Source organism: Cryobacterium sp. TmT2-59, from assembly GCF_004403545.1.
Classification (GTDB): Bacteria; Actinomycetota; Actinomycetes; order Actinomycetales; family Microbacteriaceae; genus Cryobacterium; species Cryobacterium shii.
In genome coordinates, this window is the sequence record NZ_SOGM01000045.1 from 1 (window position 1) to 23,122 (window position 23,122).

The 23,122-nt window shown below is 69.0% G+C and carries 28 protein-coding genes; 17 read left to right on the plus strand and 11 right to left on the minus strand.

Annotation, left to right across the window (positions count from 1 at the left end; genetic code table 11):
• Positions 1-171: 171 nt before the first annotated feature.
• Both E3T24_RS07560 and E3T24_RS07565 read right to left on the minus strand, forming a co-directional pair.
• On the minus strand, positions 172-843 hold the full coding sequence (locus tag E3T24_RS07560) for a TrkA family potassium uptake protein (RefSeq protein ID WP_134366988.1): 672 nt from the start codon (positions 841-843) through the stop codon (positions 172-174).
• Positions 836-2,278, minus strand: coding sequence for a potassium transporter TrkG (locus E3T24_RS07565; protein ID WP_241978647.1), 1,443 nt, complete (start codon positions 2,276-2,278; stop codon positions 836-838). Before E3T24_RS07565 ends, E3T24_RS07560 begins: the two co-directional genes overlap by 8 nt.
• A gap of 73 nt (positions 2,279-2,351) precedes the next feature.
• Here E3T24_RS07565 and E3T24_RS07570 point away from each other — a divergent pair, with 73 nt between their 5' ends.
• From E3T24_RS07570 to E3T24_RS07580, 3 genes are all read left to right on the plus strand, one after another.
• Positions 2,352-2,798, plus strand: coding sequence for a metalloregulator ArsR/SmtB family transcription factor (locus E3T24_RS07570; protein WP_134366990.1), 447 nt, complete (start codon positions 2,352-2,354; stop codon positions 2,796-2,798).
• Between the two features lie 100 nt (positions 2,799-2,898).
• Positions 2,899-3,093: a helix-turn-helix domain-containing protein gene (locus tag E3T24_RS07575; RefSeq protein WP_134366992.1), complete on the plus strand. Its 195-nt coding sequence runs from the start codon at positions 2,899-2,901 to the stop codon at positions 3,091-3,093.
• Positions 3,094-3,200: 107 nt separating this feature from the next.
• A complete protein-coding gene (locus E3T24_RS07580; RefSeq protein WP_003792170.1) occupies positions 3,201-3,299 on the plus strand; it encodes an AURKAIP1/COX24 domain-containing protein in 99 nt (32 codons plus the stop codon).
• 75 nt (positions 3,300-3,374) lie between these two features.
• On the opposite strand, the gene E3T24_RS07585 is transcribed toward E3T24_RS07580, so the two are convergent.
• Positions 3,375-4,097: an HAD-IB family hydrolase gene (locus tag E3T24_RS07585; RefSeq protein ID WP_160141085.1), complete on the minus strand. Its 723-nt coding sequence runs from the start codon at positions 4,095-4,097 to the stop codon at positions 3,375-3,377.
• Positions 4,098-4,150: 53 nt separating this feature from the next.
• Between E3T24_RS07585 and E3T24_RS07590 the strand changes: the two genes are divergently transcribed.
• A complete protein-coding gene (locus tag E3T24_RS07590) occupies positions 4,151-4,420 on the plus strand; it encodes a glutaredoxin family protein (RefSeq protein ID WP_134366996.1) in 270 nt (89 codons plus the stop codon).
• Positions 4,420-4,716, plus strand: a complete 297-nt coding sequence (locus E3T24_RS07595) for a Dabb family protein (RefSeq protein ID WP_134434483.1) — start codon at positions 4,420-4,422, stop codon at positions 4,714-4,716. The genes E3T24_RS07590 and E3T24_RS07595 overlap by 1 nt, the downstream gene beginning before the upstream one ends.
• Before the next feature lie 12 nt (positions 4,717-4,728).
• Here the strand turns inward: E3T24_RS07595 and aspS are convergent, their stop codons facing one another.
• Positions 4,729-6,057: an aspartate--tRNA(Asn) ligase gene (gene aspS, locus E3T24_RS07600; RefSeq protein ID WP_166789073.1), complete on the minus strand. Its 1,329-nt coding sequence runs from the start codon at positions 6,055-6,057 to the stop codon at positions 4,729-4,731.
• Positions 6,058-6,120: 63 nt separating this feature from the next.
• Between aspS and E3T24_RS07605 the strand changes: the two genes are divergently transcribed.
• From E3T24_RS07605 to ccsB, 5 genes are read left to right on the plus strand one after another with little or no spacing between them, the layout of a single operon-like run.
• Entirely contained in the window at positions 6,121-6,765 is a 645-nt protein-coding gene (locus E3T24_RS07605; RefSeq protein ID WP_134366999.1) for a histidine phosphatase family protein, read from the plus strand.
• Complete coding sequence (locus tag E3T24_RS07610) at positions 6,762-7,358, plus strand: TlpA disulfide reductase family protein (RefSeq protein WP_134367001.1); 597 nt, start codon at positions 6,762-6,764, stop codon at positions 7,356-7,358. Before E3T24_RS07605 ends, E3T24_RS07610 begins: the two co-directional genes overlap by 4 nt.
• Positions 7,359-7,360: 2 nt before the next feature.
• Positions 7,361-8,122 (plus strand): cytochrome c biogenesis protein CcdA, encoded by a 762-nt coding sequence (locus E3T24_RS07615; RefSeq protein WP_134367003.1) that lies wholly within the window; start codon positions 7,361-7,363, stop codon positions 8,120-8,122.
• Entirely contained in the window at positions 8,106-9,770 is a 1,665-nt protein-coding gene (locus E3T24_RS07620) for a cytochrome c biogenesis protein ResB (protein ID WP_134402812.1), read from the plus strand. The genes E3T24_RS07615 and E3T24_RS07620 overlap by 17 nt, the downstream gene beginning before the upstream one ends.
• A 51-nt stretch (positions 9,771-9,821) precedes the next feature.
• Entirely contained in the window at positions 9,822-10,787 is a 966-nt protein-coding gene (gene ccsB / locus E3T24_RS07625) for a c-type cytochrome biogenesis protein CcsB (protein ID WP_134367042.1), read from the plus strand.
• A gap of 193 nt (positions 10,788-10,980) precedes the next feature.
• On the opposite strand, the gene E3T24_RS07630 is transcribed toward ccsB, so the two are convergent.
• The 5 genes from E3T24_RS07630 to E3T24_RS07650 all read right to left on the minus strand — a co-directional run bounded on the left by E3T24_RS07630 (position 10,981) and on the right by E3T24_RS07650 (position 13,969).
• Positions 10,981-11,961: an o-succinylbenzoate synthase gene (locus E3T24_RS07630; protein WP_134367007.1), complete on the minus strand. Its 981-nt coding sequence runs from the start codon at positions 11,959-11,961 to the stop codon at positions 10,981-10,983.
• Positions 11,962-12,126: 165 nt separating this feature from the next.
• Positions 12,127-12,390, minus strand: a complete 264-nt coding sequence (locus E3T24_RS07635) for a hypothetical protein (RefSeq protein ID WP_134367009.1) — start codon at positions 12,388-12,390, stop codon at positions 12,127-12,129.
• Positions 12,387-12,716 carry an ATP-dependent DNA ligase gene (locus E3T24_RS07640; RefSeq protein ID WP_134367011.1) on the minus strand — a complete coding sequence of 110 codons (330 nt, stop codon included), beginning with the start codon at positions 12,714-12,716 and terminating at the stop codon, positions 12,387-12,389. The genes E3T24_RS07635 and E3T24_RS07640 overlap by 4 nt, the downstream gene beginning before the upstream one ends.
• Before the next feature lie 114 nt (positions 12,717-12,830).
• Entirely contained in the window at positions 12,831-13,727 is an 897-nt protein-coding gene (locus E3T24_RS07645; protein ID WP_241978648.1) for a sigma-70 family RNA polymerase sigma factor, read from the minus strand.
• Positions 13,724-13,969 carry a hypothetical protein gene (locus E3T24_RS07650; RefSeq protein ID WP_134434484.1) on the minus strand — a complete coding sequence of 82 codons (246 nt, stop codon included), beginning with the start codon at positions 13,967-13,969 and terminating at the stop codon, positions 13,724-13,726. The genes E3T24_RS07645 and E3T24_RS07650 overlap by 4 nt, the downstream gene beginning before the upstream one ends.
• Positions 13,970-14,169: 200 nt before the next feature.
• Between E3T24_RS07650 and E3T24_RS07655 the strand changes: the two genes are divergently transcribed.
• The 3 genes from E3T24_RS07655 (at position 14,170) to E3T24_RS07665 (ending at position 17,380) form a co-directional block, all read left to right on the plus strand.
• Positions 14,170-15,081, plus strand: coding sequence for a 1,4-dihydroxy-2-naphthoyl-CoA synthase (locus E3T24_RS07655; protein ID WP_134367015.1), 912 nt, complete (start codon positions 14,170-14,172; stop codon positions 15,079-15,081).
• A gap of 6 nt (positions 15,082-15,087) precedes the next feature.
• A complete protein-coding gene (locus tag E3T24_RS07660; RefSeq protein WP_241975921.1) occupies positions 15,088-16,356 on the plus strand; it encodes an AMP-binding protein in 1,269 nt (422 codons plus the stop codon).
• A gap of 121 nt (positions 16,357-16,477) precedes the next feature.
• The gene (locus tag E3T24_RS07665) at positions 16,478-17,380 is read left to right on the plus strand and encodes a 1,4-dihydroxy-2-naphthoate polyprenyltransferase (RefSeq protein WP_134367048.1); all 903 of its coding nucleotides are present in this window, start codon (positions 16,478-16,480) and stop codon (positions 17,378-17,380) included.
• Here E3T24_RS07665 and E3T24_RS07670 read toward each other — a convergent pair.
• Positions 17,354-17,698, minus strand: a complete 345-nt coding sequence (locus E3T24_RS07670; RefSeq protein WP_134367017.1) for a DUF4229 domain-containing protein — start codon at positions 17,696-17,698, stop codon at positions 17,354-17,356. The two genes, E3T24_RS07665 and E3T24_RS07670, sit on opposite strands and share 27 nt — an antisense overlap.
• Before the next feature lie 71 nt (positions 17,699-17,769).
• Here E3T24_RS07670 and E3T24_RS07675 point away from each other — a divergent pair, with 71 nt between their 5' ends.
• The 3 genes from E3T24_RS07675 to E3T24_RS07685 all read left to right on the plus strand — a co-directional run bounded on the left by E3T24_RS07675 (position 17,770) and on the right by E3T24_RS07685 (position 20,949).
• Positions 17,770-18,216, plus strand: coding sequence for a PLD nuclease N-terminal domain-containing protein (locus E3T24_RS07675; RefSeq protein WP_134367019.1), 447 nt, complete (start codon positions 17,770-17,772; stop codon positions 18,214-18,216).
• Positions 18,209-19,987, plus strand: coding sequence for a 2-succinyl-5-enolpyruvyl-6-hydroxy-3-cyclohexene-1-carboxylic-acid synthase (menD, locus tag E3T24_RS07680; protein ID WP_134367021.1), 1,779 nt, complete (start codon positions 18,209-18,211; stop codon positions 19,985-19,987). Before E3T24_RS07675 ends, menD begins: the two co-directional genes overlap by 8 nt.
• Before the next feature lie 98 nt (positions 19,988-20,085).
• Positions 20,086-20,949 (plus strand): PPK2 family polyphosphate kinase, encoded by an 864-nt coding sequence (locus E3T24_RS07685; RefSeq protein ID WP_134367023.1) that lies wholly within the window; start codon positions 20,086-20,088, stop codon positions 20,947-20,949.
• 134 nt (positions 20,950-21,083) lie between these two features.
• Here E3T24_RS07685 and E3T24_RS07690 read toward each other — a convergent pair whose 3' ends face one another.
• Positions 21,084-22,316, minus strand: coding sequence for an isochorismate synthase (locus tag E3T24_RS07690; protein WP_241975920.1), 1,233 nt, complete (start codon positions 22,314-22,316; stop codon positions 21,084-21,086).
• 63 nt (positions 22,317-22,379) lie between these two features.
• Between E3T24_RS07690 and ubiE the strand changes: the two genes are divergently transcribed.
• Positions 22,380-23,105 (plus strand): bifunctional demethylmenaquinone methyltransferase/2-methoxy-6-polyprenyl-1,4-benzoquinol methylase UbiE, encoded by a 726-nt coding sequence (gene ubiE, locus E3T24_RS07695; RefSeq protein ID WP_134402810.1) that lies wholly within the window; start codon positions 22,380-22,382, stop codon positions 23,103-23,105.
• Positions 23,106-23,122 lie beyond the last annotated feature (17 nt).

Here is a 23,122-nt window from a genome sequence, read left to right on the forward strand (position 1 = left end):
AGTTTCTTTCCTTGACAGTCAGAAACCTAGACAGGAAGCGGCGTGCGGCCGTTAAGGCGCTCCGAAAGACCCACAGATGCAGCAGGAGAGCCAAAATCTCCGTCGAATTCGCTCGGGGACGGGGACGGGGACGGGGCCGGGGACGGAGACGGCCGCGGACGGCGGGTGAGGCTAGGAGTCGAGGGCCGCGAACCGCTCGATGTCGGACTCGGTGCCGGAGACGATGATGAGGTCCTGGTCGGTGACGACCGTCTTCTCCGTGGCGTAGGTGAACGGCCGGCCGGGGCTCTTCACGCCGACGACGGTGACGTTGTACTTCTGGCGCAGGCCGGATTCGGTCAGGTTGAGCCCCCGGATCGGCTTGGGCGGGATCATCTTGACCAGGGCGAAGTCGTCGTCGAACTCGATGAAGTCGAGCATCCGGCCCGAGACCAGGTGGGCGAGGCGCTCGCCGGCCTCCGCCTCGGGGAAGACGACGTGGTTGGCGCCGATCCGCTCGAGAATGGTGCCGTGCGACTTGGAGATCGCCTTCGCCCAGATCTGCGGGATGCCGAGGTCGACCAGATTGGCGACGATCAGCACGCTGGCCTCCACCGACGAGCCCACCGCGCAGACGGCGATGGAGAAGTCCTGGGCCCCGATCTGCCGGAGCGCCTCGAGGGAGGTGGCGTCGGCCTGCACCGCGTGGGTGACCCGCTCCGACCACTTCTGCACGAGCGCCGCGCTGTCGTCGACGGCCAGGACCTCGCGACCGAGGCGGTCGAGCTGGCCGGCGGTGGCCGCCCCGAACCGGCCGAGGCCGACGACGAGCACGGGGGCGTCATGCCTGATCCGGTCAGCCAACGATGGGTCTCTCTTCCGGGCGGGTGAACAGCTGCCTGCTCTGGCTCGCGGCGAGTGCCGCCGCGAGAGTCACTGTACCAATCCTGCCCATGAACATCGTCGCCGCGAGCACGTACACCCCGGCGGGCGGCAGTTCCGCGGTTAACCCCGTCGAGAGGCCGCAGGTGGCGAAGGCCGAGATCACGTCGAAGAGCACGTAGTCGAACGGCGCCTTCGAAATCTGCAGGATGACGATGCTCGCCGCCGCCACGGTCGTGGCGCCCCAGAGCACCACGCTCACCGCCAGCCGGAGGATGTCGCTGGGGATGCGGCGGCCGAAGGCCTCCATCTCGGTGCGGCCGCTGGCCTCGGCCATGGCCGCCAGAAATAGGATCGCCAGTGTGGTCACCTTGATGCCGCCGGCGGTGGACGCCGAGCCGCCGCCGATGAACATCAGCATGTCCGTGGCGAGCAGGCTGGACCCCTTCAGATCGCTCACGGTGATCGTGGCGAAGCCCCCCGACCGGCTCATGACCGACATGAAGAGCGATTGGAAGATCGTGTCGCCCACGCCCAGCGACCCGAATGTCTTCGGGTTGTCGAATTCGAGGGCGATGTAGACGGCCACACCCGCCAGCATCAGCACCACGGTCGTGAACAGCGTCAGCTTGACGTGCACCGACCAGCGCCGCGGGCGCCGCCAGCCCCGCGAGACGGCGTAGATGACCGGGAAGCCGAGGCTGCCCAGAAACACCCCCAGCATCAGGGCGCTGAGAAACCAATAGTCGTCGGCGAACGGGGCAAGGGCACCCACGTTGGGGTTGAAACCGGTGTTCGTGAAGGCCATGGCCGAGTAGTAGACGCTCTGCCAGGCCGCCTCTCCGACGGATGCCCCGCTCGCCAGGATCCGCGGGAAGAGCAGCGCGGTGACGACCGACTCGATCGCGAAGGCGCTGATGGCAACCGTCACCAGCAGGTTGCCCACCTCGCCCAGTCGTACCGTCTGCCCCTCGTTGACCGGGCCGGCGTGGATCCGGGACGGGTTCGTGTCGCTGGCGGCCATCAGCTTGGCGCGGAGGCCGAGGCGCCGGGAGATGACCATTCCCATCAGGGAGGCCAGGGTCAGCACTCCGACTCCGCCGATGTTCACGCCCACGACGATCAGGATGTTGCCGAACGCCGACCAGTGCGTGGCCATGTCCACCGTGGACAGGCCGGTGACGCAAATCACGGACACCGCCGTGAACAGGGCGTCATGGAGCGGGGTCAGCGTGCGCGCCGCCGACGCGATCGGCAGGGAGAACAACAGGGTGAAGAGCAGGATCAGCGAGGTGAAAACGAGAATGGCGAACCGCGACGGCGACCGGCGGGCCAGGCCGTCGACGGAGTCCCGTGCGCGGAGGTACCAGCGGGTGCGGCGATGGGCGAACGCGGCGCCGGCCATCATCGTCTGCATTGAAAACCTCCTCCGGGCCCTCGACCCGGCAATCGCCATGGTATCCCCCACCGGGAATGAGTAGCCTTGGGGCATGGCAGACATCTTCGGCGTGGTGGCGGATTCGACCCGACGCGAAATACTACGCATTCTCCTCGAGCGATACAACCAGTCGACCGCGGCCGGTGGCGAGCTCAGCGTGTCTGACATCGTCGACAAACTCGGCCTCAGCCAGCCGACCATCTCCAAGCACCTGAAGGTGCTCCGCGAGGCCGGGCTCGTGGGCGTGCGGGAATCCGGCCAGCACCGCTACTACCACCTCGATTACGCGCCGCTCGAGGAGATCGAGGACTGGCTCATCCCCTTCCTCAGTGTGGACTTCGACGCGACGGCCGACGAGGCCGCGGCGGAGAGCGAGGGGCTGAAGGTCGAGCAGCGCGCGTTCGCCATCGCCATCGGCAAGGCATTCGCCGACACGTCATTCCAGATGGCGCATGCGGTCAAGGACGCCAAGCCGCGGAAGTGGCGCAAGAACGACTAGACGGTCTTGACGAGTGCATCTATAGTGACGTTCTAACACACGGGCACCGCCTGTACCAGACCCGTGAACGAGAGTGCGATCGGGTTCGGGAGGGCGCGTCATGTCGTCAGATCTATCGGATATTCGCTTCCTCACGGTGGCCGAAGTCGCGGCTATGATGCGGGTCTCGAAGATGACCGTGTACCGGCTCGTGCACTCGGGCGAACTGCCCGCCATCCGTTTCGGCCGCTCGTTTCGGGTGCCGCAATCCGCCGTCACCGCGGCCATCGAGCGTCCCATCGCGGACACCGCGTGAGCCGGATTGTGCACACCGGGTCAGCGGCCCTTCTTTTTCCGGTAGGCTGATACTTACCGTGTCTGTCGCGAATCCCGCGGCTAAACCAATTCTTTTGTGAGGTCCGTGTGGGTTCTGTAATCAAGAAGCGACGCAAGCGTATGGCGAAGAAGAAGCACCGCAAGCTGCTTCGTAAGACTCGTCACCAGCGTCGCAACAAGAAGTAGTCCGTTCTGAACCGGTGACGGTTCTAGTTCGCAAGCTTCCAACCGTGTAACGGCGTGAGCGCTAGGTCCCTGGACCTAGCGCTTTTTGCTTGCGCGGGCGGCCGCCGCGATGCTGCCCCGTTTCATGCGCATCACCGGCCAGTGGCGCGCCACGGCATACCGGTGGAGGCGGGCATCCGGGTTCACGACGACGGGATTGCCGACCAGGTTCAGCAACGGAATGTCGTTGCGTGAATCCGAGTACGCCCAGCAGTGCGACAGGTCCGCCCCGCTGGCCACCGCCCGGGTGCCCGCCGCGCGGGCTTTCCGGTCTCCGTGACAGACCCCGTCGGCGAGTCGCCCGGTGTAGACGCCCTCCACGGCCTCCAGCACGGTACCGACCGCCCCGGTGAGCCCCAGCCGTTCGGCGATGACGTCCGCCACCTCCTGGGCGGTCGCGGAGACCAGCCAGACCTCACGACCGGCCGCCAGGTGCGCCCGGGCGACGGCGACCGTCTCCGGCCACAGTCGGCGGAGCAGGCGGGCGTCGAAGATCTCGCGGCTCAGCACGGTGATCTCGGCGCGGGTGTGGCCTACGACGACCTCCAGCGCGCGCTCACGCACGGTCGCGAGGTGCACCCCGTTCTCGCCGACCGCGATGAACCGGGCCTGCTTCCAGACGAATGACAGAATCTCCCGGCCGCTGATCATGCGCCGCCGCCACGCGCCGATGCCGAGGTGGTACAGGCTGGCACCGCGCATCAGGGTGTTATCGACGTCGAAGAACGCGATGGCACGGGTGGCGGTGGCTTCAGACATGTGCGCTGAGTCTAGTTGCGCGGGCGCCCGCGGGGCCAGCATAGGCTGGAGTCATGGCTACCGCACTCCTCACCCTGATCGGCAAGCCCGGCTGTCACCTCTGCGACGACGCACGTGACCTGGTCGGCAGCGTTGTGACCAAGCTGGCGGAGGACCCGTCCGCCCCGAAGATCGTGCTGGAGGAGAAATCGATCCTTGACGACGCCGAGCTGCACGCCCTCTACGTCGAAGACATTCCCGTTCTGTTACTCAACGGCAAGGTGCATAACTACTGGCGCATCGATCCGCTCCGGCTGCGCACGGCGCTGCTCGCGGTGACCTGATGATCCGCCACATCGTCTCCTGGCAGCTGGCCGAGACAGAGCCGGCCGCGAAGGCCCGGGTCGCGGCCGAGATCGCGTGGAGGCTCACCGCACTGGTGGGCGTCGTCGACGAGATCCGTTCGCTGCGGGTCGACGCGGATGTCGTGGGCGGCACCAACTGGGACGTGGTCCTGGTGGCCGACTTCGACGACTTGGCTGCCGTCGGCCGGTACCAGGTCCACCCCGCGCACCAGGCCGCGGGAACCTACATCCGGTCGGTCGTCACCGCCCGGATGGCCGTCGACATCCTGCTGTAACCGGGTCCGGGGTTAGGGCTCGAGGCGGGTCGGGCCGCGGAAGAGGTAGGTGACCTCACGGATGCTGGCCTGGTGCAGCATCAGCATGAGTACGCGGGCCAGGCCCATGCCGAACCCGCCGTGCGACGGAACCCCGTAGCGGAAGAAGTCGAGGTAGCCCTCGATCTCCTCGGGGTCGACGCCCTTCTCCTTCGCCTGCTCCACCAGGATGTCGATGCGGTGCTCGCGCTGCGCGCCGGTCGAGATCTCGGTGCCGTTGAAGATCAGGTCGTAGCTTTTCGTGATGCTCGCGTCGCCCTCGTGGCGCATGTGGTAGAACGGCCGGATGCTCGAGGCGTAGTCGGTGAGGAAGACGAATTCGTGGCCGAAGGTCTCGAGCACGTAGGCGGCGATCTGGCGTTCGCCCTCGGGGTCCATGTCGTCGTCGTCGCGGGGGACCTCATAGCCGCGGGTCTTGACGATCTCCTTGGCCTCGGCCAGCGGGATGCGCGGGAAGGGCGTGCTGGGAACGGTGACCTCGACCCCGAACAGGGCCAGGACCTCGTCGCCGTGCTTCTCCTTGACGGCCGTGAAACCGGCGACGAGCAGCTCCTCGTGCAGCTTCATCACGTCTTCGTGGCTGTCGATCCAGCTGATCTCCGAGTCGATGCTGGTGAACTCGGTGGAGTGGCGGCTGGTGAACGACGGGTCGGCACGGAATGCCGGCCCGACCTCGAAGATCTTGCCGAAGCCGGCGGACTGGGCCATCTGCTTGAAGAACTGGGGGCTCTGCGCGAGGTAGGCCTTGGTGTCGAAGTACTCGACCTCGAACAGCTCGGCGCGGGATTCGCTCGCGCTGGCCATCAGCTTCGGGGTGTGCAGTTCGATGAAGTCGTTGTCGATCCAGTACGTGCGCAGCGCGTGCTCGAACGTGGTCTGGAGACGGAAGATCAGGTTCTGCTTCGGCTGGCGCAGGTCCAGGAAACGCCAGTCCAGGCGCTTGTCGAGGCTGGAATCGGCCGCGATCGGCGTCTCGGGGATGGCCACGGTGACGACTAAGAGGGTCGCGAGCTTGATCTCGATGCCGCCGAGCTTGACCCGCTCGTCGTGCTTGAGTTCACCGGTGACGGTGACGAAGCTGCCCTGCGAGAGGGTCGAGATGGTGGTGGCCGGTTCGTCGGCGACGACGGCGCCATCGGCATCCGTCGTGCGCGGGTTCACCAGCTGCACCGCGCCGGATTCGTCGCGCAGCACAACGAACTGCACCTTCTTCTGGTCTCTGACGGTATCGACCCATCCGGACACCGTCACGGTTCCGTTGTCGAGGGCGGCCAGGTTCTTGATCAATATGCGCTCAGTCACCGGTCAAGTTTAGCCGCACGGCTCTCGGCGTATTCGCGGGTACCCTCTCCGTAGACTGGGGATGTGGTAGCCAATCAGGTACATCTCGTGCGGCACGGCGAGGTTTTCAACCTCGAACGTGTGCTCTACGGACGCCTGCCCGGCTACCGTCTGTCCGACCTGGGTGCGCAGATGGCCGAGGCCGCTGCCGCCGATCTGGTCGAACGCGGCCGCCCCGTCGCCCGCATCGTCTCCTCCCCGCTGCAGCGGACGCGCGAATCCGCCGCCCCGATCGCGGCGGCCTTCGGGCTTTCGATCGACATCGACGAGCGCATCATCGAGCCGGCCAACGTCTTCGAGGGCAAACGGATGCGGGGCCCGGACGGCGCCCTGCGTGACGCCCGCAACTGGCCGGCCCTGCGTAATCCGCTGCGCCCCAGCTGGGGCGAGCCGTTCGAATCGATCGTGCAGCGCATGCTCGCCGCGATCGAGGATGCCCGCAGGTCGGTCGATGAGGGGGACGTCGTACTCGTGAGCCACCAACTGCCGATCTGGATGGTGCACCGGGCGCTCGCCCGCGAGCGGCTGGCGCACGACCCGCGCAAGCGACGCTGCGACCTGTCCAGCATCACCACCCTGTCCTGGCCGGGCGACCGGCTGGTCGAGGCCGGCTACACCAATCCCGCCCTGGCCCTGCAGTCCGGCGCCACCGACGTGGGGGCCGTATGACCCGCCGGCCCCGCACGCTCCTGATCGGCCTGGTGGCAGGTGCCCTGCTGCTGACCGGCTGCGCGAGCGACCCCCTGGCCGAGCAATACCGCGAGGGCAGCAGCAAGGGCTTCATCGCGGGCGACGGCAGCTGGACCGAGATCCCGGTCGCGGACCGCGGCAACGCGGTGACGTGGAGCGGCGCGGATGAGACCGGCGCGGCGGTGACCAGCGAGGACTACGCGGGCAAGGTCGTCGTCGTCAACTTCTGGTACGCCAGCTGCGCGCCATGCCGCGCCGAGGCCCCGGCCCTGCAGAAGCTGAACGCGGAATTCGCCGGCACGGATGCCCTCTGGCTCGGCGTGAACGTGCGCGACCAGGCCGCGAACGCGATCGCGTTCAACGAGAGCTTCGGCATCACCTACCCGTCGGTGATGGACGTGGACAACGGCAGCATGCAGCTGGCCTTCAGCGGCAGCATCCCGCCCAACGCGGTGCCGACCACGCTGGTGCTCGACCGGTCCGGCCGGGTGGCCGCCCGGATCCTCGGCTCCCTCACCTCGCCGTCCATCCTGGAGACCCTCGTGCGCGACACGATCGCCGAGGAATCGTAGGCGTGGACAACCCCTTCGGCGAGATCGTCTTCAGCGGGCAGCTCCTGGTGGCCATTCCGGTCGCCGTTCTGGCCGGCCTCGTGTCATTCGCCTCGCCGTGCATCCTCCCGCTCGTGCCGGGCTACCTGGCCTACATCGGCGGCTTCACCGACGGCCGCTCGACCGCCGTGCGCGGGGATCGGCGGGGCCAGACCCGGCTGCTCACCGGCGTCGCCCTGTTCATCCTCGGCTTCACCCTCGTCTTCGTCCTCACCGGTGTCGTCTTCGGCGTGGCCGGCTTCTGGCTCAACCAGTACCGCGACCTGGTCACCCGCCTCGCCGGGGTGGTGGTGATCCTGCTCGGCCTCGTGTTCGTCGGGCAGTTCGGCTTCGCGCAGCGCATCGTCAAGACCTCCTGGAAGCCGAAAATGGGACTCGCCGGCGCCCCCGTGCTCGGAGCCGTTTTCGCCGTCGGCTGGACGCCCTGCACCGGGCCGACCCTGACGGCCATCAACTCGCTCAGCCTGACCACGGGTTCGCCGTGGCAGGGTGGTCTGCTGGCCCTTTTCTACGCGCTCGGGCTCGGCATCCCGTTTCTGTTGATCGCGCTCGGCCTAAGCTGGGCGACCGGAGCCGTTTCGTTTCTGAAACGGCACATCCGGGCGATCAATCTTCTGGGGGGCCTGCTCCTCGTCGTCATCGGTGTGCTCATGGTGAGCGGGCTCTGGAATGTCTGGCTCCTCGACCTGCAAGGAACGATCGGAAGTTATGTCCCGGCCCTCTGACCACTACGACTCGCCGGCCCTCGCGGCGGTCAGCCAGCCGCGCCTCGGCTTCACCGGCTGGCTGCGCTGGTTCTGGCGCCAGCTGACGAACATGCGCACCGCCCTGTTCCTCCTGCTCCTGCTCGCGATCGCCGCGGTGCCGGGTTCGCTTGTTCCCCAGCGCAGCTCCGACCCGAACGGGGTCACCCAGTACTTCGCCGACAACCCGGACCTCGCCCCCGTGCTCGACAAGGTGCAGGCGTTCGACGTCTACTCGTCGGCCTGGTTCTCGGCCATCTACCTGCTCCTGTTCATCTCCCTGATCGGTTGCGTCATCCCGCGCACCAAGCACCACTTCCAGGCGCTGCGGGCGAAGCCGCCGACCACCCCGGCCCGGCTGTCCCGGCTGGCCGGCTTCACGGAGCGCACCATTCCGGCCGGCCAGAGCGCGTCCCTCGCGGTCGATTCGGCGAAGCGGATGCTGAAATCCGGCGGCTACCGGGTGGCCCTGTTCGAGCGCGGCCGGGAATTCTCGGTCTCGGCCGAGCGCGGCTACCTGCGCGAGACCGGCAACCTGGTCTTCCACTTCGCCCTGGTCGGCATCCTGATCACGGTCGGCTTCGGCAGCGGCTTCGGCTTCAGCGGCCAGCGGGTGCTCGTCGAGGGACAGACCTTCGTGAATACCCTGCTCGCCTACGACTCGTTCAACCCGGGCCGGTTCTTCAACGACGAGAGCCTCAAGCCCTACAAGCTGACCCTCGACGATTTCAAGGTGAAGTACGAGACGAAGAACCTCAAGGCCTACGGCCAGCCGCTCGACTTCACCGCAGACGTCACCGTCACCCATCGCGGTGAGGCGCCCGAAAAAAGCCAGGTGAAGGTCAACGCCCCGGCGCGCACGGGCGGCACCGACGTGTACCTGCTCGGCAACGGCTACGCGCCCAAGATCACCGTGAAAGACCCGAACGGGGTGGTCGTCTTCACCGATGCCGTGCCCTTCCTACCTCAGGATGCCAACCTCACCTCCCTGGGCGTGGTCAAGGTTCCCGACGGCCTGGCCGAGCAGCTCGGCCTGATCGGTTTCTTCTACCCGACCCAGGCGACCATGGACTCCGGGGCGTTCTTCTCCTCGTACCCCGACCTCGAGTACCCGCTGCTCACCCTGAACATCTACTCCGGCGACCTCGGCCTCGACAAGGGCGTGCCGACATCCGTCTACGCGCTCGACACCGACAAGATGACCCAGCTCACGGGCGGCAAGACCGGCACGAAATCGATCGAGCTGAAGCCGGGGGAGACCCAGCAGCTGCCGAACGGGCTCGGCTCGGTCACGTTCGACGACGCCAACCCCGGCGCGAAAGCCGGCGACTTCTCGGGCTCGGTGCTGCGGTTCGCGTCGTTCGACATCCACCACGACCCCACCCAGCTGTGGGTGCTGACCTTCGCCGTTCTCGCCCTGCTCGGCCTGCTGACCTCGCTGTTCGTGCCCCGTCGACGGGTCTGGGTCAAGGCGATCGAAGAGGCCGACGGGTCGGTGCGGCTCGAGTACGCCGGGCTGGCCCGCGGTGAGGACCCCGCCCTCGAATCCGCGGTCGCCGAACTGGCCGACCGGCACACTGACCTGCTGCTTTCCACCGAAACGGCCGCCACGGCATCCGACAAGACTTAGGCTGACACAGTGAATCTCAACGAGCTCTCGATCCTGAGCCTCTACTCGGCCATGGCCGTGTACGCACTGGCCTTCATCGCCTTCTCCTTCGACCTGGCCAAGCGCTCGGCCGCGGTCAAATCCGCGGCGGAGCTGACCGGCGAGGCGGAGAGCCGGCGGGCGGCCGCCGAGGAGTCGCACGGGCTGAAGTCGGGGGGCACCACCACCCTCACCCGGATCAGCGCGCGCATCGCCAACGACGCCGCCACCCCCTACGGCCGGTCGGCCAGCCTGCGGGTGGGCGTCTCACTCACCGTTCTGGCCTGGCTGATCCACCTCGTGGCCGACGTGCTCCGCGGCGTGGCCGCCGAGCGGGTGCCGTGGGCGAACATGTACGAGTTCGCGATGACCGGCACCCTGCTGATCGTGACCGTGTTCCTGATCGTGCTGACCCGCGCGGACCTGCGCTTCCTCGGCACCTTCGTCACCGGCATGGTCCTGGTGCTGCTCGGCATCGCCGCGCTGCGCTTCTACGTGGAGGTCGCGCCCCTGCCGCCCGCGCTGCAGTCGGCCTGGCTGGTCATCCACGTGTTCGTCGCATCCCTGGGCACCGGGTTCTTCGCGCTCGGGTTCGCCCTCTCCGGCGTTCAGCTGCTGCAGTTCCGGCGGGAGGCATCCGTCGCCGGCCCGACGGGCGGCCGGCTGCGGTTCCTGGCCACGCTGCCCTCGTCGGCGACGCTGGAAAACCTGGCCTATCGGGTCAACATCATCGGATTCATCCTGTGGACCTTCACCCTGATGGCCGGCTCGATCTGGGCCGAACAGGCCTGGGGCCGCTACTGGGGCTGGGACACCAAGGAGGTCTGGACGTTCATCATCTGGACCATCTACGCCGGCTACATCCACGCCAGGGCCACGCGCGGCTGGCGCGGGTCGCGGTCGGCCTGGCTGGCCATCATCGGCTTCAGCGCCGTGATGTTCAACTTCGGCGTCGTCAACGTGTTCTTCAAGGGACTGCACGCCTACTCGGGTCTCTAAACCCTCGCGGGTCGACTCGCGCCGGGCGCTTCCGTGGCCAACTCAGGAGATCCGGCACCAGTGGTGGCGTGATCCGCACTGGTCTGCGGCTGCACCGATGCGGGCGCAGGGGATTTCCTGAGTTAGCCCCGTGCCGGGCCGGGCAGGAGTGTCACCGGAGCCTGCTCGGCCGGAGGCGAGCCCGGCTACCCGGCTAGTCGGCCAGGAGGGCGTGGCAGCGGGTCAGGCGGGCCAGCCACCAGTCGCGGCGGTCGTCCGCGGCCGCATACTGCTCGAGCAGTGCCGGGTCGGGCGTGACCCGGCGAACCGGGATGCGACCGTCCACGGGGAGGAGCGGGTCGGTGGTGACATCCGCGGCCAGCAGTGAGGCCGTGCCCAGGCCGCAGTCGAACTCGAGGTTCGGGATCGCCCCGGCCAGGTGGGCGCCCATCGAGATACCGACCGAGGTGTCGAGGGCGCTGGAGACGACGGCCGGGAGACCGGCCTGCTCGACCAGGGCCAGAGCGGCATGGATGCCGCCGAGCGGCGCGGCCTTGATGACGAGGATGTCGGCCGAGCCCGTGCGGGCCACGAGCAGGGGGTCCTCGGCCCGGCGCACGCTCTCGTCCGCTGCGACGCCGACGTCGAGGTACGCGGTGCGGCGGCGGATCTCGGCGAGTTCCTCGATCGTCGCGCACGGTTGCTCGACGTATTCGAGGTCGAATTCGTTCAAGGCGTGGATGGCGTGCTCGGCCTCGTCCACGTTCCAGAGCCCGTTCGCGTCCACACGGATGCGCCCTTCCGGGCCGAGAATCTTCCGCACGGCCCGCACGCGTGCGACATCGTCGGCGAGGGTCTGGCCGGGGTCGGCGACCTTGACCTTGGCGGTGCGGCATCCGGGGAACCGAGCCAGGACTCCGGCGACGTCCTCGGCGGAGACCGCCGGCACGGTGGCATTGACGGGGATGCTGTCGCGCAGGAGCGCGGGGGCGGCCAGCCAGCCGAAATCGATCGCGGCTCGAAGCCAGGCGGCGGCCTCGGCGTCGTCGTAGTCGGCGAAGGGCGAGAACTCGGCCCAGCCCTGGGGGCCTTCCAGCAGGAGCGCCTCCCGGGTGTCGATCCCGCGGAACCGCGTGACCAGCGGCAGGGCGACGACGCGGGCAGATCCGAGCAACTCGGCAAGTGTGGGCAGCATGTTTCAAGTGTGCCAGCCGCGCGGCTGCCCCGGGGACGGATCTCGTGCCCTGACGGCGCAGCGAGCCTCCGGAAGCGGGTACTGCCCGGGCGAGCGCGAGCGCTGGCGCGAAGCAGTGCACGCCTCCCGACCGACCGGCTGCTCTGTCGGAGCCGCTCTACTGGATCAGAGCACGTCCTGGTTGAAGACGCCGTCCACGTCCAGGTCGATGTCGTCGCCGTTGTCTCCCTTGACCCGCAACATCGCGAACGGGATCCCCGGGGCGATCAGCAGGAAGGCATCCTCGAACCGGCCGCCGCCGCTGTTCACCCGCATCCAGTAGGGGGCACCCGAGAGAACAGCCGCGTCGACCTCCGCCTGGATCGATTCGATCGATCGGCCGCCGAGAGAGTACTGCTGGCCGCCGTACACAATGTCGACTCGAGTCACGATTCGTCCTTCACTGTCACTGTTGCAGGTCGATGAGGTTCAGGCACGAGCTGGAGGCCGCCGGACGAATTCGCGGACAGCATCAGGGCTTCGATCCATTCGCGGTTGAGGCTGGGGGAACGGCCGCCGAAATACTTGTAGGACAGGGGGATGGCGGGGTGCAGCCAGATCGTGCTGCGCCCGTCGCCGCCCTGGGGGTCGTCCCGCCAGGTGAAGTAGAAGCATTCCCCGCGTCGCAGCTTGGCCCCGACCACAACCTGGATGTGAGCGAGCACCCGGTCATCGAAATCGGCTGTCAAGGTTGAGTTGTACGTGAGCTTTCCCATGTTTCCCCCACCCGACATCGCTTGCTTCAGACGATATCCCGATTGAACCAACAACTCTACGCTCAATTCGGGGGGGGGGGGCGGGCCCTGGTCCGGTCTCCTGACCGGGTCTGGCTAGTCCCGCAGATAGCGCTCGAGCCGGGGAACGTGCAACAGGCCGAGCGCGCGCTTCTCGATCTGCCGAACGCGTTCCCGGGTGACGCCCTGTATGGCCGCGATCTGGTCGAGGGTGCAGGGTGCGCCTCCGTCCAGGCCGAACCGCGCCGTGAGGATCGATCGTTCCCGGGCGGGTAGGGCCTCGAGATAGAACTCGATGTCCGCCTTCCGGAGCGTGAGCGTCGCGTACTCGTCCGGCTGGGGCAGGTCATCGTCGATGATCAGTTCGGAGATGTCGCCGAGACCGTCGCCGACGGGGGTGTGCAGCGAGATCGGCTCGTTGTCGTATTGCAGCAGCCGGGACACGTCGTGCGCGGGAATCTCGGATGCCTGGGCGAGCTCCTGCAGGCTGGGCTCGCGGTCGAGGGTGCCGGTGAGGTCTCGGCGGATGCGCTTGATCTTGTTGAGCTTCTCCGCGGTGTGCACGGGGATGCGGATCATGCGGGATTTGTCGGCCATGCCGCGGTGGATGGCCTGGCGGATCCACCAGGTGGCGTAGGTGGAGAACTTGAAGCCGGTCATGAAGTCGTATTTCTCGACGGCGCGGACGAGGCCGATGTTGCCGTCCTGCACGANGGCGAGTTCGCGAGCGAGTGCCGAGTCGTCGACTCCTTCGGTCAGTCTCTCGGCCGCGAACAGGCCGACTTCGATCCGCTGGGCGAGTTCGACCTCGTCGACCGCGGAGAGGAGGGGACCCCGGCCGATGCGGCGCAGGTAGTCGCCGAAGGCATCCGTGCTGCCGCGGCCGTACGCCGGCGTGGACGCCGCGGCCGCCGAACGTGGCGACGTCGCGGTCGCCGGGGCATCCAGGAGGGTCGCGTCGGGCCGGTGCGGCTGGCGCGCCGCGTTGCTCACCGGAGCACCGCCCCGGCGGGGGCCTGGCGCATGGTGAGGCTGGCGGTGGCGCGGTCGAAGGAGGAGAAGTAGGAACGTTCCCGCGGGCGGCCGAGGTTGGTCACCTCGAAGGCGTCATCGACGCGCTGGATGAAGCCGAGAAGGGCCGACGCGTCACCGTCGGCGATCAGGCGATCGCTGACCCGCCATTCGGTGGGGGAGATTTCGTTGATTCCGATGTCCCGGCCCTGCATATTGTTCATTGTCCTCGTCACGGTTGCTGCTTTTTTCATTTCGCGGCTTGTTGCGCGTGCGCCGGTGTCGGCCATCACTACCTCCGAGTCGAACTGAGATGACCAGTACACATTGTGAAATCGTGGCCCTCAAGGGGGTTGACTTGGCCCGCTTTCGAGGGGTAGTGATCAGGATCAGGCGGGTCGCCCCGCCCGCGTAGGCTGGGGGCATGATCGAACAGGTTTCCGAGATCTTCGACCCGACCCAGTGGCAGGATGTCGCGGGTTTCGACGCTCTCACCGACGTCACGTATCACCACGATCTGACCGGTCGGATCGCCCGGGTGGCGTTCAACCGCCCCGAGGTGCGGAACGCGTTCCGCCCGCACACCGTGGACGAGCTGCACGCGGCCCTGGAAGACGCGCGGATCAACCCCCGCATCGGCGTGGTGCTCCTGACCGGCAACGGACCGAGCCCGAAGGACGGCGGCTGGGCGTTCTGCTCGGGCGGCGACCAGCGCATCCGCGGCCGGGACGGCTACAAGTATGCCGAGGGCGAGACGGCGTCCGGCATCGACAAGGCGCGGGGCGGACGCCTGCACATCCTCGAGGTGCAGCGGTTGATCCGGTTCATGCCCAAGGTCGTCATCGCGGTCATCCCCGGCTGGGCGGCCGGCGGCGGGCACTCCCTGCACGTGGTCTGCGACCTCAGCATCGCCAGCGCCGAGCACGGCAAGTTCAAGCAGACGGATGCCGACGTCGGCTCCTTCGACGCCGGCTACGGCAGCGCCTATTTCGCCCGGCAGGTCGGGCAGAAGGCCGCGCGCGAGGTGTTCTTCCTCGCCCGCGAATACTCCGCGCAGCGCGCCCTCGAGATGGGGGCGATCAACGCGGTCGTGCCGCACGCCGAGCTCGAGGCCCTGGCGCTGGACTGGGCCCGCACCATCCTGACCAAGTCGCCCACCGCCATCCGGATGCTGAAATTCGCCTTCAATGCCGTGGACGACGGCCTGGTCGGCCAGCAGGTGTTCGCCGGGGAGGCCACCCGCCTCGCCTACGGCACGGACGAGGCCGTCGAGGGGCGCGACGCCTTCCTCGAGAAGCGCGACCCCGACTGGGGCCCGTACGACTGGCAGTTCTAGGCGGCCATGACCCGTGTGCTGCGGGTGGTCCCCGTCGGTGACCCGCTCGACCTGATGGAACCGCTGCGGCGCGCGCTGGCCAACAGCGACGACGCCGTGATGCCGGTGCCGGGGCCGGACCCCGAAACCGGGGCGCCGACCGTTCCGGGCGTGGGCGTGGGCGTGGGCGTGGGCGCGGACCGGGACCCGGCGCGGGTGCCACGCCAGGTGGCCGTGGTGATCGAGACCTCGGGGTCGACCGCGCGGCCCAAGCGCGTGATGCTCAGCACCGACGCCCTGCTCAGCAGCGCGGCGGCGTCCAGCGGGCGGCTCGGCGGCCCCGGCCAGTGGCTGCTGGCCCTGCCGGCGCACTACGTCGCGGGCGTGCAGGTGCTCGTGCGCTCCCTCGCCGCCGGCACGACGCCCGTGGTCCTGCCGGCCGGGCACTTCGATCCGGCGGTCTTCGCCGCCCATGCCGACCTGCTGACCGATCCGTCCCGCTTCACCTCGGTGGTGCCGGTGCAGCTGGCGCGGCTGGTCACAGCGGCCGCCGATGACCGTTTTCTCCGGGCCACGCTGCGCCGCTTCACCGGCATCCTGGTCGGCGGCCAGGCCCTGCCGCCGGGGCTGTTCGAGCGCGCGCGGGAACTCGACCTGAACCTCATCACCACCTACGGCTCCTCGGAGACCGCCGGCGGCTGCGTCTACAACGGGATTCCGATCGGCAACACCGAGGTGCGCTCGGTCGCCGGGCAGCTGGAGATCTCGGGTTCGGTGCTCGCGGAGGGCTACCTGGACGACCCGGAGCTCACCCGCGACCGCTTCGTCGACGTGCGCGGGGTGCGCTGGTACCGCACCGGCGACCTGGGCGAGGTGGACGACGCCACGGGGGTCGTGCGGGTGCTCGGGCGCATGGACAACGTGATCATCTCCGGGGGCGAGAAGGTGTCGCTGGACGCCGTGGAACGGATCGTGCGCGCACTGCCCGGCCTCGGCGAGGCCCAGGTGGTCGGGGTCGACGACCCGCAATGGGGGCAGGTCCCGGTGATCGTGCGGGACGGCGCTGCCGGGGCAGGGACCGGGCCGGGCGCGGATCCGGCCGCGCTCGCCCGAGCCGGCGAGGCGGTGGCATCCGTTCTGGGCCGTGCCGCCCGGCCCGCGCGGATCGTGACGGTGTCCGCGATCCCGCACCTCGCTTCCGGCAAACCCGACCGGCAGGCGCTCGGCCGGCTCCTGGACGATCTGCGCGGCGCGGGCGAACCCGGGCACGAGCGGGGGCACGAACCGGGTCGGTGACCCGTAAAATGGGCGCGTGACACAGAGAGCGCGGCCGGAACGGCCCACACAGCAGCGAGCGAACCGCCCGGCGTCCACGAAGACGCACGGCAAATCCGGCAATCCGGCACGCCAGAGCGCGGTGGCCGCGCGCGGACGGTCCGGTCCCGCCACGGCGGCGGACTGGGTGTCCGGGGCGCGCCTGCGCACGCTCCCGCTCGCCATCGCGCCCGTTGCCCTCGGCACGGGGGCGGCCATCGTCGCCAGCGGCCCCGGTGTCTTCCACCCGGTGCGCGCGGTGCTGGCCCTGGTGGTGGCCCTGTGCCTGCAGATCGGCGTGAACTATGCCAACGACTACTCCGACGGCATCCGTGGCACCGACGCCAACCGGATCGGGCCCGCCCGTCTGACCGGGAGCGGCGCAGCCACCCCGCGCAGCGTACTGACCGTGGCGCTGGCCTTCTTCGGCCTCGCCGCGCTGGCCGGCCTCACGCTCGTGGTGCTGACCGGGCAGTGGTGGCTGCTGCTGGTGGGCGCCACCGCCATCGTCGCGGCCTGGTTCTACACCGGGGGCCGCAAGCCGTACGGCTACTTCGGGCTGGGCGAGGTCTTCGTGTTCGTCTTCTTCGGCCTGGTCGCCACGATCGGGACCACGTTCGTGCAGGTCGGCACCGTGAACACGGAAAGCTGGCTGAGCGGCGTCGGGATCGGCCTGATCGCGATGGCCGTGCTGATGGTCAACAACCTGCGCGACCTGATGCCGGACAAGGCGTCCGGAAAACGCACCCTGGCGGTGCTGATCGGAAACCGGGCCGCCCGGATCGCGTTCTGCGTGTTCCTGCTGGTGCCGTTCGGGATCGCCGGGTTCTTCTGGTTGTTCTACCCGCTGGCCGGCTTCACGTTCTTCGTGCTGCTGCTGGCGCTGCCGGCCGCGGTGATCACGGTCACGGCGAAGACGTCGGCCGAGCTGATCCTGGTCTTGAAGCTGACCAGCTTCTCGGCCCTGGCCTACGGCGTGCTACTCGGCCTGGCGTTCGCGCTCTGACGCCTTGGGCGACTCCGACGCCTGTACTCTGGATGACTCCGACGCGGCGGCCGCTTCGGCGCGATCCAGCGAGGCGTCCTCCGAGGCGGCATCCGGGTGGATCACGTCCTTCTCCGGGTGTCGCGCCTGGTACAGGTCGAGGGCGACCTTCTCGCGCGGCTTGCGCAGCAGGATGTACGACAGGCTGACCCCGATCAGGGCAGCCAGACCCGTGGCCAGCCACCACTCGAACTGGAGGGTGAGCAGGACCGCGAGCGGAACGGCGAACAGGAGCACGCGGAGGACCGAGTAGGACAGCCAGGCGGGAACAGCTTTCATGCCTTCAGTTTAGGTCGCGGGCATGAACGATCACTCACCGATCTCACGGCTGAGCGCCCTAAACTATTTGCATGGTCCGCCTGCTGTTCGCCCTCGGTGTCGTCGTCGTCATCCTCACCATCTACACGCTGGTGGATTGCGCGCTGCTCCAACACTCCCGCGTGCGCGGGCTTCCGCGCTGGGTCTGGATCTTCGTCATCATCCTGATCCCCGTGATCGGGCCCGTGCTCTGGCTGCTGATCGGTCGTGGTCGCACGGGCGCCGGCCGGAACGGCGGCCGAATTGTGCGCTCCGTCGCCCCGGACGACGACATCGACTTCCTCAAGGGCCTCGACCGGGCCAAGTCAGAGCAGGAACACCTCCGGGCCCTCGAACAGGAACTCGCCGATCTCGACAAGGAGATCGGCACCCCGGATTCCCGGAACCCCGGCGGCCCCGGCCAGACCGGCGCCGGCGGGTTGGAACCGAAGAAGTCCGAACCAGGCGAAGGCGACCTGCCTGGCCGTCGGGATGCCTGAACGCGTCGCCAGCGGTAGCCCGGCCACGGACTTCAGCGTCGCCCTCCTGGGCGAGTTCGTGCGCCTCGGGCTCCGTGATGTGGTGCTCAGCCCCGGCGCCCGGTCCCAGGCCCTCGCGCTCGTCTGCGCCGAGCTGGAGCGGATCGGCCTGATCCGGCTGCACGTGCGCATCGACGAGCGGGGCGCCGGCTTCCTGGCGCTCGGGCTCGCGGTCGAGTCCGGACTGCCCGCCCTGGTCATCTGCACCTCCGGCACGGCCGTGGCCAACCTGCATCCCGCCGTGCTCGAGGCGCATCACTCCGGGGTGCCCATGATCCTGCTCACGGCCGACCGGCCGAGCGAGCTGCGCGGCATCCGTTCGAACCAGACCACCGTGCAGCCCGGCCTGTTCGGCGTGGCCACCCGCCTGTGCGTCGACATTCCGGCGCCCGATGGGGCGGCCGAAGAGCACGCGGTGGCCGTGGCCCTGGCCCGGCAGGCGACGGATGCGGCAACCGGCGCGTTCTCGGCCGACCCGGGTCCGGCGCAGCTGAACCTGGCGTTCCGGGAGCCCCTGTCGGCCCCGGTGGTTCTCACCCCCGAGGAGATTCTCGAGCACCCGGCCGGTGAACCTGCTGCTGAACCGCCTGCTGAAGCTGCCTCGGTTCCTGCCTCCGTTCCTGCTCCTGCCCCTGCTCCTGCCCGGGCGGACGACCGGTCGGTGCCGGTCGTCGTGGTCGAGGCCGGCCCGCGCACGGTGGTGATCGCGGGTGCCGGGGCGGGTGCTGCGGCCGAGGAACTCGCTCGCGCCGGCGGCTGGCCCCTGCTGGCAGAGGTGTGCAGCGGCGCCCGGTTCGGGCCGAACCTCGTGGCCGTCTACCGGGAGCTGCTGAACGCATCGGACCTGGGCGCACGGATCGAACGCGTGATCGTGTTCGGCCACCCCACCCTCAGCCGCGAGATCCCGGCCCTGCTCAAGCAGGACGGCGTGGACACCATCGTGGTCGCTCCGACGGGCGCCGAGTGGTTCAACCCCGGGCACCGCGTGCGTGTCTTCGCCCGCGCGGCCAGTGTGCCGGAGGAGACGGCGCAGGCGGCCCAGCGCCCGGAAGCACGGGAATGGCTCGGCCGCTGGGTCATGGCCAGCCGCCACCTGCTGGCCGTCCAGGTCGCACGGGATGCGACCCCGATCGGCGAACGCGGCATCACCCGGCAGGAGCTCGCCGCCATGCGCGCTCCGATCAGCCGGCCGATGCTCGTGGACGCCGTGTGGCGTGCCTCCTGGCCGCACGACCGGCTCGTGTTCGGGGCGTCACGGCTGATCCGCGAGGCCGACCGCCGGGTTCCGGGCAAGAAGATCTCCGCCCACTCCAACCGCGGCCTGGCCGGCATCGACGGCACCGTGGCCACGGCCGTCGGCATCGCGCTGGCCAGCCAGACCGGACCGACGCCGCAATCCACCGGAGTCACCCGGCTGCTGCTCGGCGACCTGACCCTGCTGCACGACGTCGGATCCCTCCTCCTCTCGCCGGGCGAGGCCCTGCCTCGCCTGCAGGTGATCGTGGGCAACGACGGCGGCGGCACCATCTTCGACGGTCTCGAGGTGGCCGGATCCGCCCGGGCCGAATCCGTCAACCGGGTGCTCTTCACCCCGCAGAAGATCGACCTGGCGAACCTGGCCGCGGCCTACGGCTGGTCCTATGGCCTGGCCGCGACCCGCAGTGACCTCGAGCGGGCCCTCACCGCGCCGCATGCCGGGCCGAGCCTCCTCGAGGTGCCGCTGACTCGCTGATCGGTTTCGTCGGCCGAGTCGCCTGAGTCGCCGCGCCGCCTTGCTGCTGGCGTGCGCGAGCCTGCCGAGCCAGACTGGAGGTGACGAAGGGGCGCACCGTGGGCGGACACAATGAGAAAATTTGGACGGACGATCCGAGGGAGCGGCTGCGAGTCACCGCCGGATTCCGGCTCGCCGACGTCGACCCCGGCGGCACGCCCGGCTTCGCGGGGGTGGGGCAGAAGAACGCCGACGCCGCCCTCGACGCCGGGGTCGGCGAACTCTCAAACCTGCAGGAGATGCTGTTCGCGAACAGCCGGTCCGGCGACCCGCTCCGGGTGCTCCTCGTGTTGCAGGCCATGGACACGGCCGGCAAAGGCGGGATCGTGCGCCACGTCGTCGGCTCTGTCGATCCGCAGGGCGTCCGTCTGTCCGCCTTCAAGGCTCCCACCGAGGAGGAACGCGCCCACGACTTCCTCTGGCGGGTGCGCAGGCGACTGCCCGAGGTCGGCCTGATCGGGGTGTTCGACCGTTCACACTACGAGGACGTGCTGGTCGGCCGGGTGCGCGCGCTGGCCTCGCCCGCCGAGATTGAGGACCGCTACGAGAAGATCCGGCAGTTCGAGAACGAACTCGTCGGCCAGGGCACCACGATCATCAAGGTCATGCTGCACATCGGCTCGGACGACCAGAAGGAACGCCTGGCCGAGCGGCTGGAACGGCCGGACAAGCACTGGAAGTACAACCCCGGCGACGTCGACGAACGGATGCGATGGGACGCCTATATGGACGCCTACCAGATCGCCCTTGAACGCACGTCGACCTCGGCGGCGCCGTGGTTCGTGGTGCCGGCGGAGAAGAAATGGTACGCCCGGCTGGTCGTGCAGCACCTTCTGATCGACGCCCTGCAGCGCCTCGACCTGACCTGGCCGGCCGCCACGTTCGACGTCGCCCAGGAGAAGGCTCGCCTGGCCGCCACCTGACCCGAGAATCCCCTAACGGGCGCCAATGCGGCCAAAACGTCGGTATAGCCCAACCCATGCCGGCGTTTTGCCCGCACTCGCGGGCCTGGGGGTCGCCTGGGGGTCGCCGGGGGCGAGGGGGGAGGGGGAACGGGCTAGCCGAAGGCCTCGACGACGGGGCGGAACTTCATCCGGGTCTCGGCGAGCTCGCGGTCGGGCTCCGAGTCGAGCACGATGCCGCAACCGGCGTAGGCGGTGACGTCGCCGGTGGGGCTGACCTGGGCGCAGCGCAGCGCGATGGCCCACTCGCCGTCGCCGTCCGCGCCGACCCAGCCGACCGGTCCGGCGTAGCGGCCCCGGTCGAACGGCTCCAGCTCGCGGATCAGGGCGAGGGCCGTCTGCGTGGGGGTGCCGGCGACCGCGGCGGTGGGGTGCATGGCCGCGATCAGGTCGAGCGAGTTCGATCCGTCGCTCAGGGTGCCCTCGACATCCGTGGCCAGGTGCCAGAGGTTCGGCAGCTTCACCGTGAACGGGATCTCACTCGTGGTGAGGTGCGAGGTGTGCGGCCGGAGTGAGGCGAGCACGCTCTGCACGGCGAACGCGTGCTCGTCGCCGTCCTTGGTGGAGGTGGCCAGCTGAAGGGCCGCCTCGAGGTCGGACGCGGCATCCGCGCCCCTGGACACGGTGCCGGCGAGCACGCGGGCGTTCACCTCGCCGTGATCGGCGCGGATCAGCGTCTCCGGGCTGGAGCCGACGAGGCCGTCGACGGCGTAGGACCAGCAGTCGGGGTAGCCCAGCGCGAGCTCGCTCACGGCCCGGCGCAGGTCGGACTCGGCGGGCAGCCGCCCGACCAGGTCACGGGCCAGCACGACCTTGTTCAGGTCGCCCGCCGCGATCCGGCCCACGGCCTCGCCGACCGCCCGGCGATACCCGTCGGGCGTCAGCGCGCCGGGGAGCAGGGAGATCCGGTACTCGTTGCCCAGGGGGTGCAGGCCGAGCGGGATCGCCGGCCGCGTCGTGCCGGTGGGCCAGACGCGGGTCACCCAGCAGAGGCCGTTCTCGCGGCCGACGATGACCTGCGGCACGATCAGCACGCTGGTCTGGGCCGAGGTGTCGTCGAAGGCGAACGCGCCGAACGCCAGCAGGCCGGTGCCGGTGCGGGCGAGCGGGTCGGTCACGGTCGCAGCGGCGACGACCTCGCGCCAGGCTGCTGCGGCATCCTCGAACCGGGTGGGACCGGAGAATTCGAGCCGCAGGGCCGTGCCGATGCCGGCCAGCCCCTGGTTGCGGCGCATCCAGAGCAGCGGGTCGTGCGAGTCGAGCAGAAGAATGAGTTGGCGGATGTCGGCGAGGGGGGTGGTTTCAACCGTTAAGGCCTGAGCATTCACGTCCTCAGCCTAGGCCAGCCGGTCTGGATGCCTGCCGAGTCCGGGGCAACCTAGACTGAGGGAGTGAGTAGAGCAGACCTCAATAAGCAGCCCGAGCAGGTCGCTGCCATGTTCGATCAGGTCTCCACCCATTACGACCGCACGAATGCGGTGTTGTCGGTCGGAAACGCGGCCCTGTGGCGGATGGCCGCGACCCGCGCCGTGAACCCGAAGCGCGGCGAACGCATCCTCGACATCGCCGCCGGCACCGGCACCTCCAGCGTCGCGCTGACCAGGACCGGCGCGCACGTCGTGGCCGCCGACTTCTCCGAGGGCATGATCAACGTCGGCCGTGAACGCCACGCGGGCAACCCCCAGGTTGAATTCGTGCAGGCGGACGCCACCGCCCTTCCCTTCGCCGACAACGAGTTCGACGCCGTGACGATTTCGTTCGGCCTGCGCAACGTGGTCGAGCCGAAGAAGGCGCTGGCCGAGTTCTACCGGGTGACCAAGCCCGGCGGCCGCGTCGTGATCTGCGAATTCTCCACCCCGCCGTTCGCGCCGATCCGGGCCGGCTATTTCGCCTACCTCAATCACGTCATGCCTCTTGTCGTCAAGCTCGCCTCGTCGAACGCCGAGGCGTACGACTACCTCGGCGAGTCGATCGCGGCCTGGCCCGACCAGTCGACCCTGAGTGCCTGGCTGCGCCATGCCGGCTACGATGCCGTCGCCTACCGCAATCTGACGCTCGGTATTGTGGCCCTGCACCGCGGCGTCAAGCCGGCGGATGCCGCGGCCGTAACGTCCTGATTCCTCCCAGAACCCAT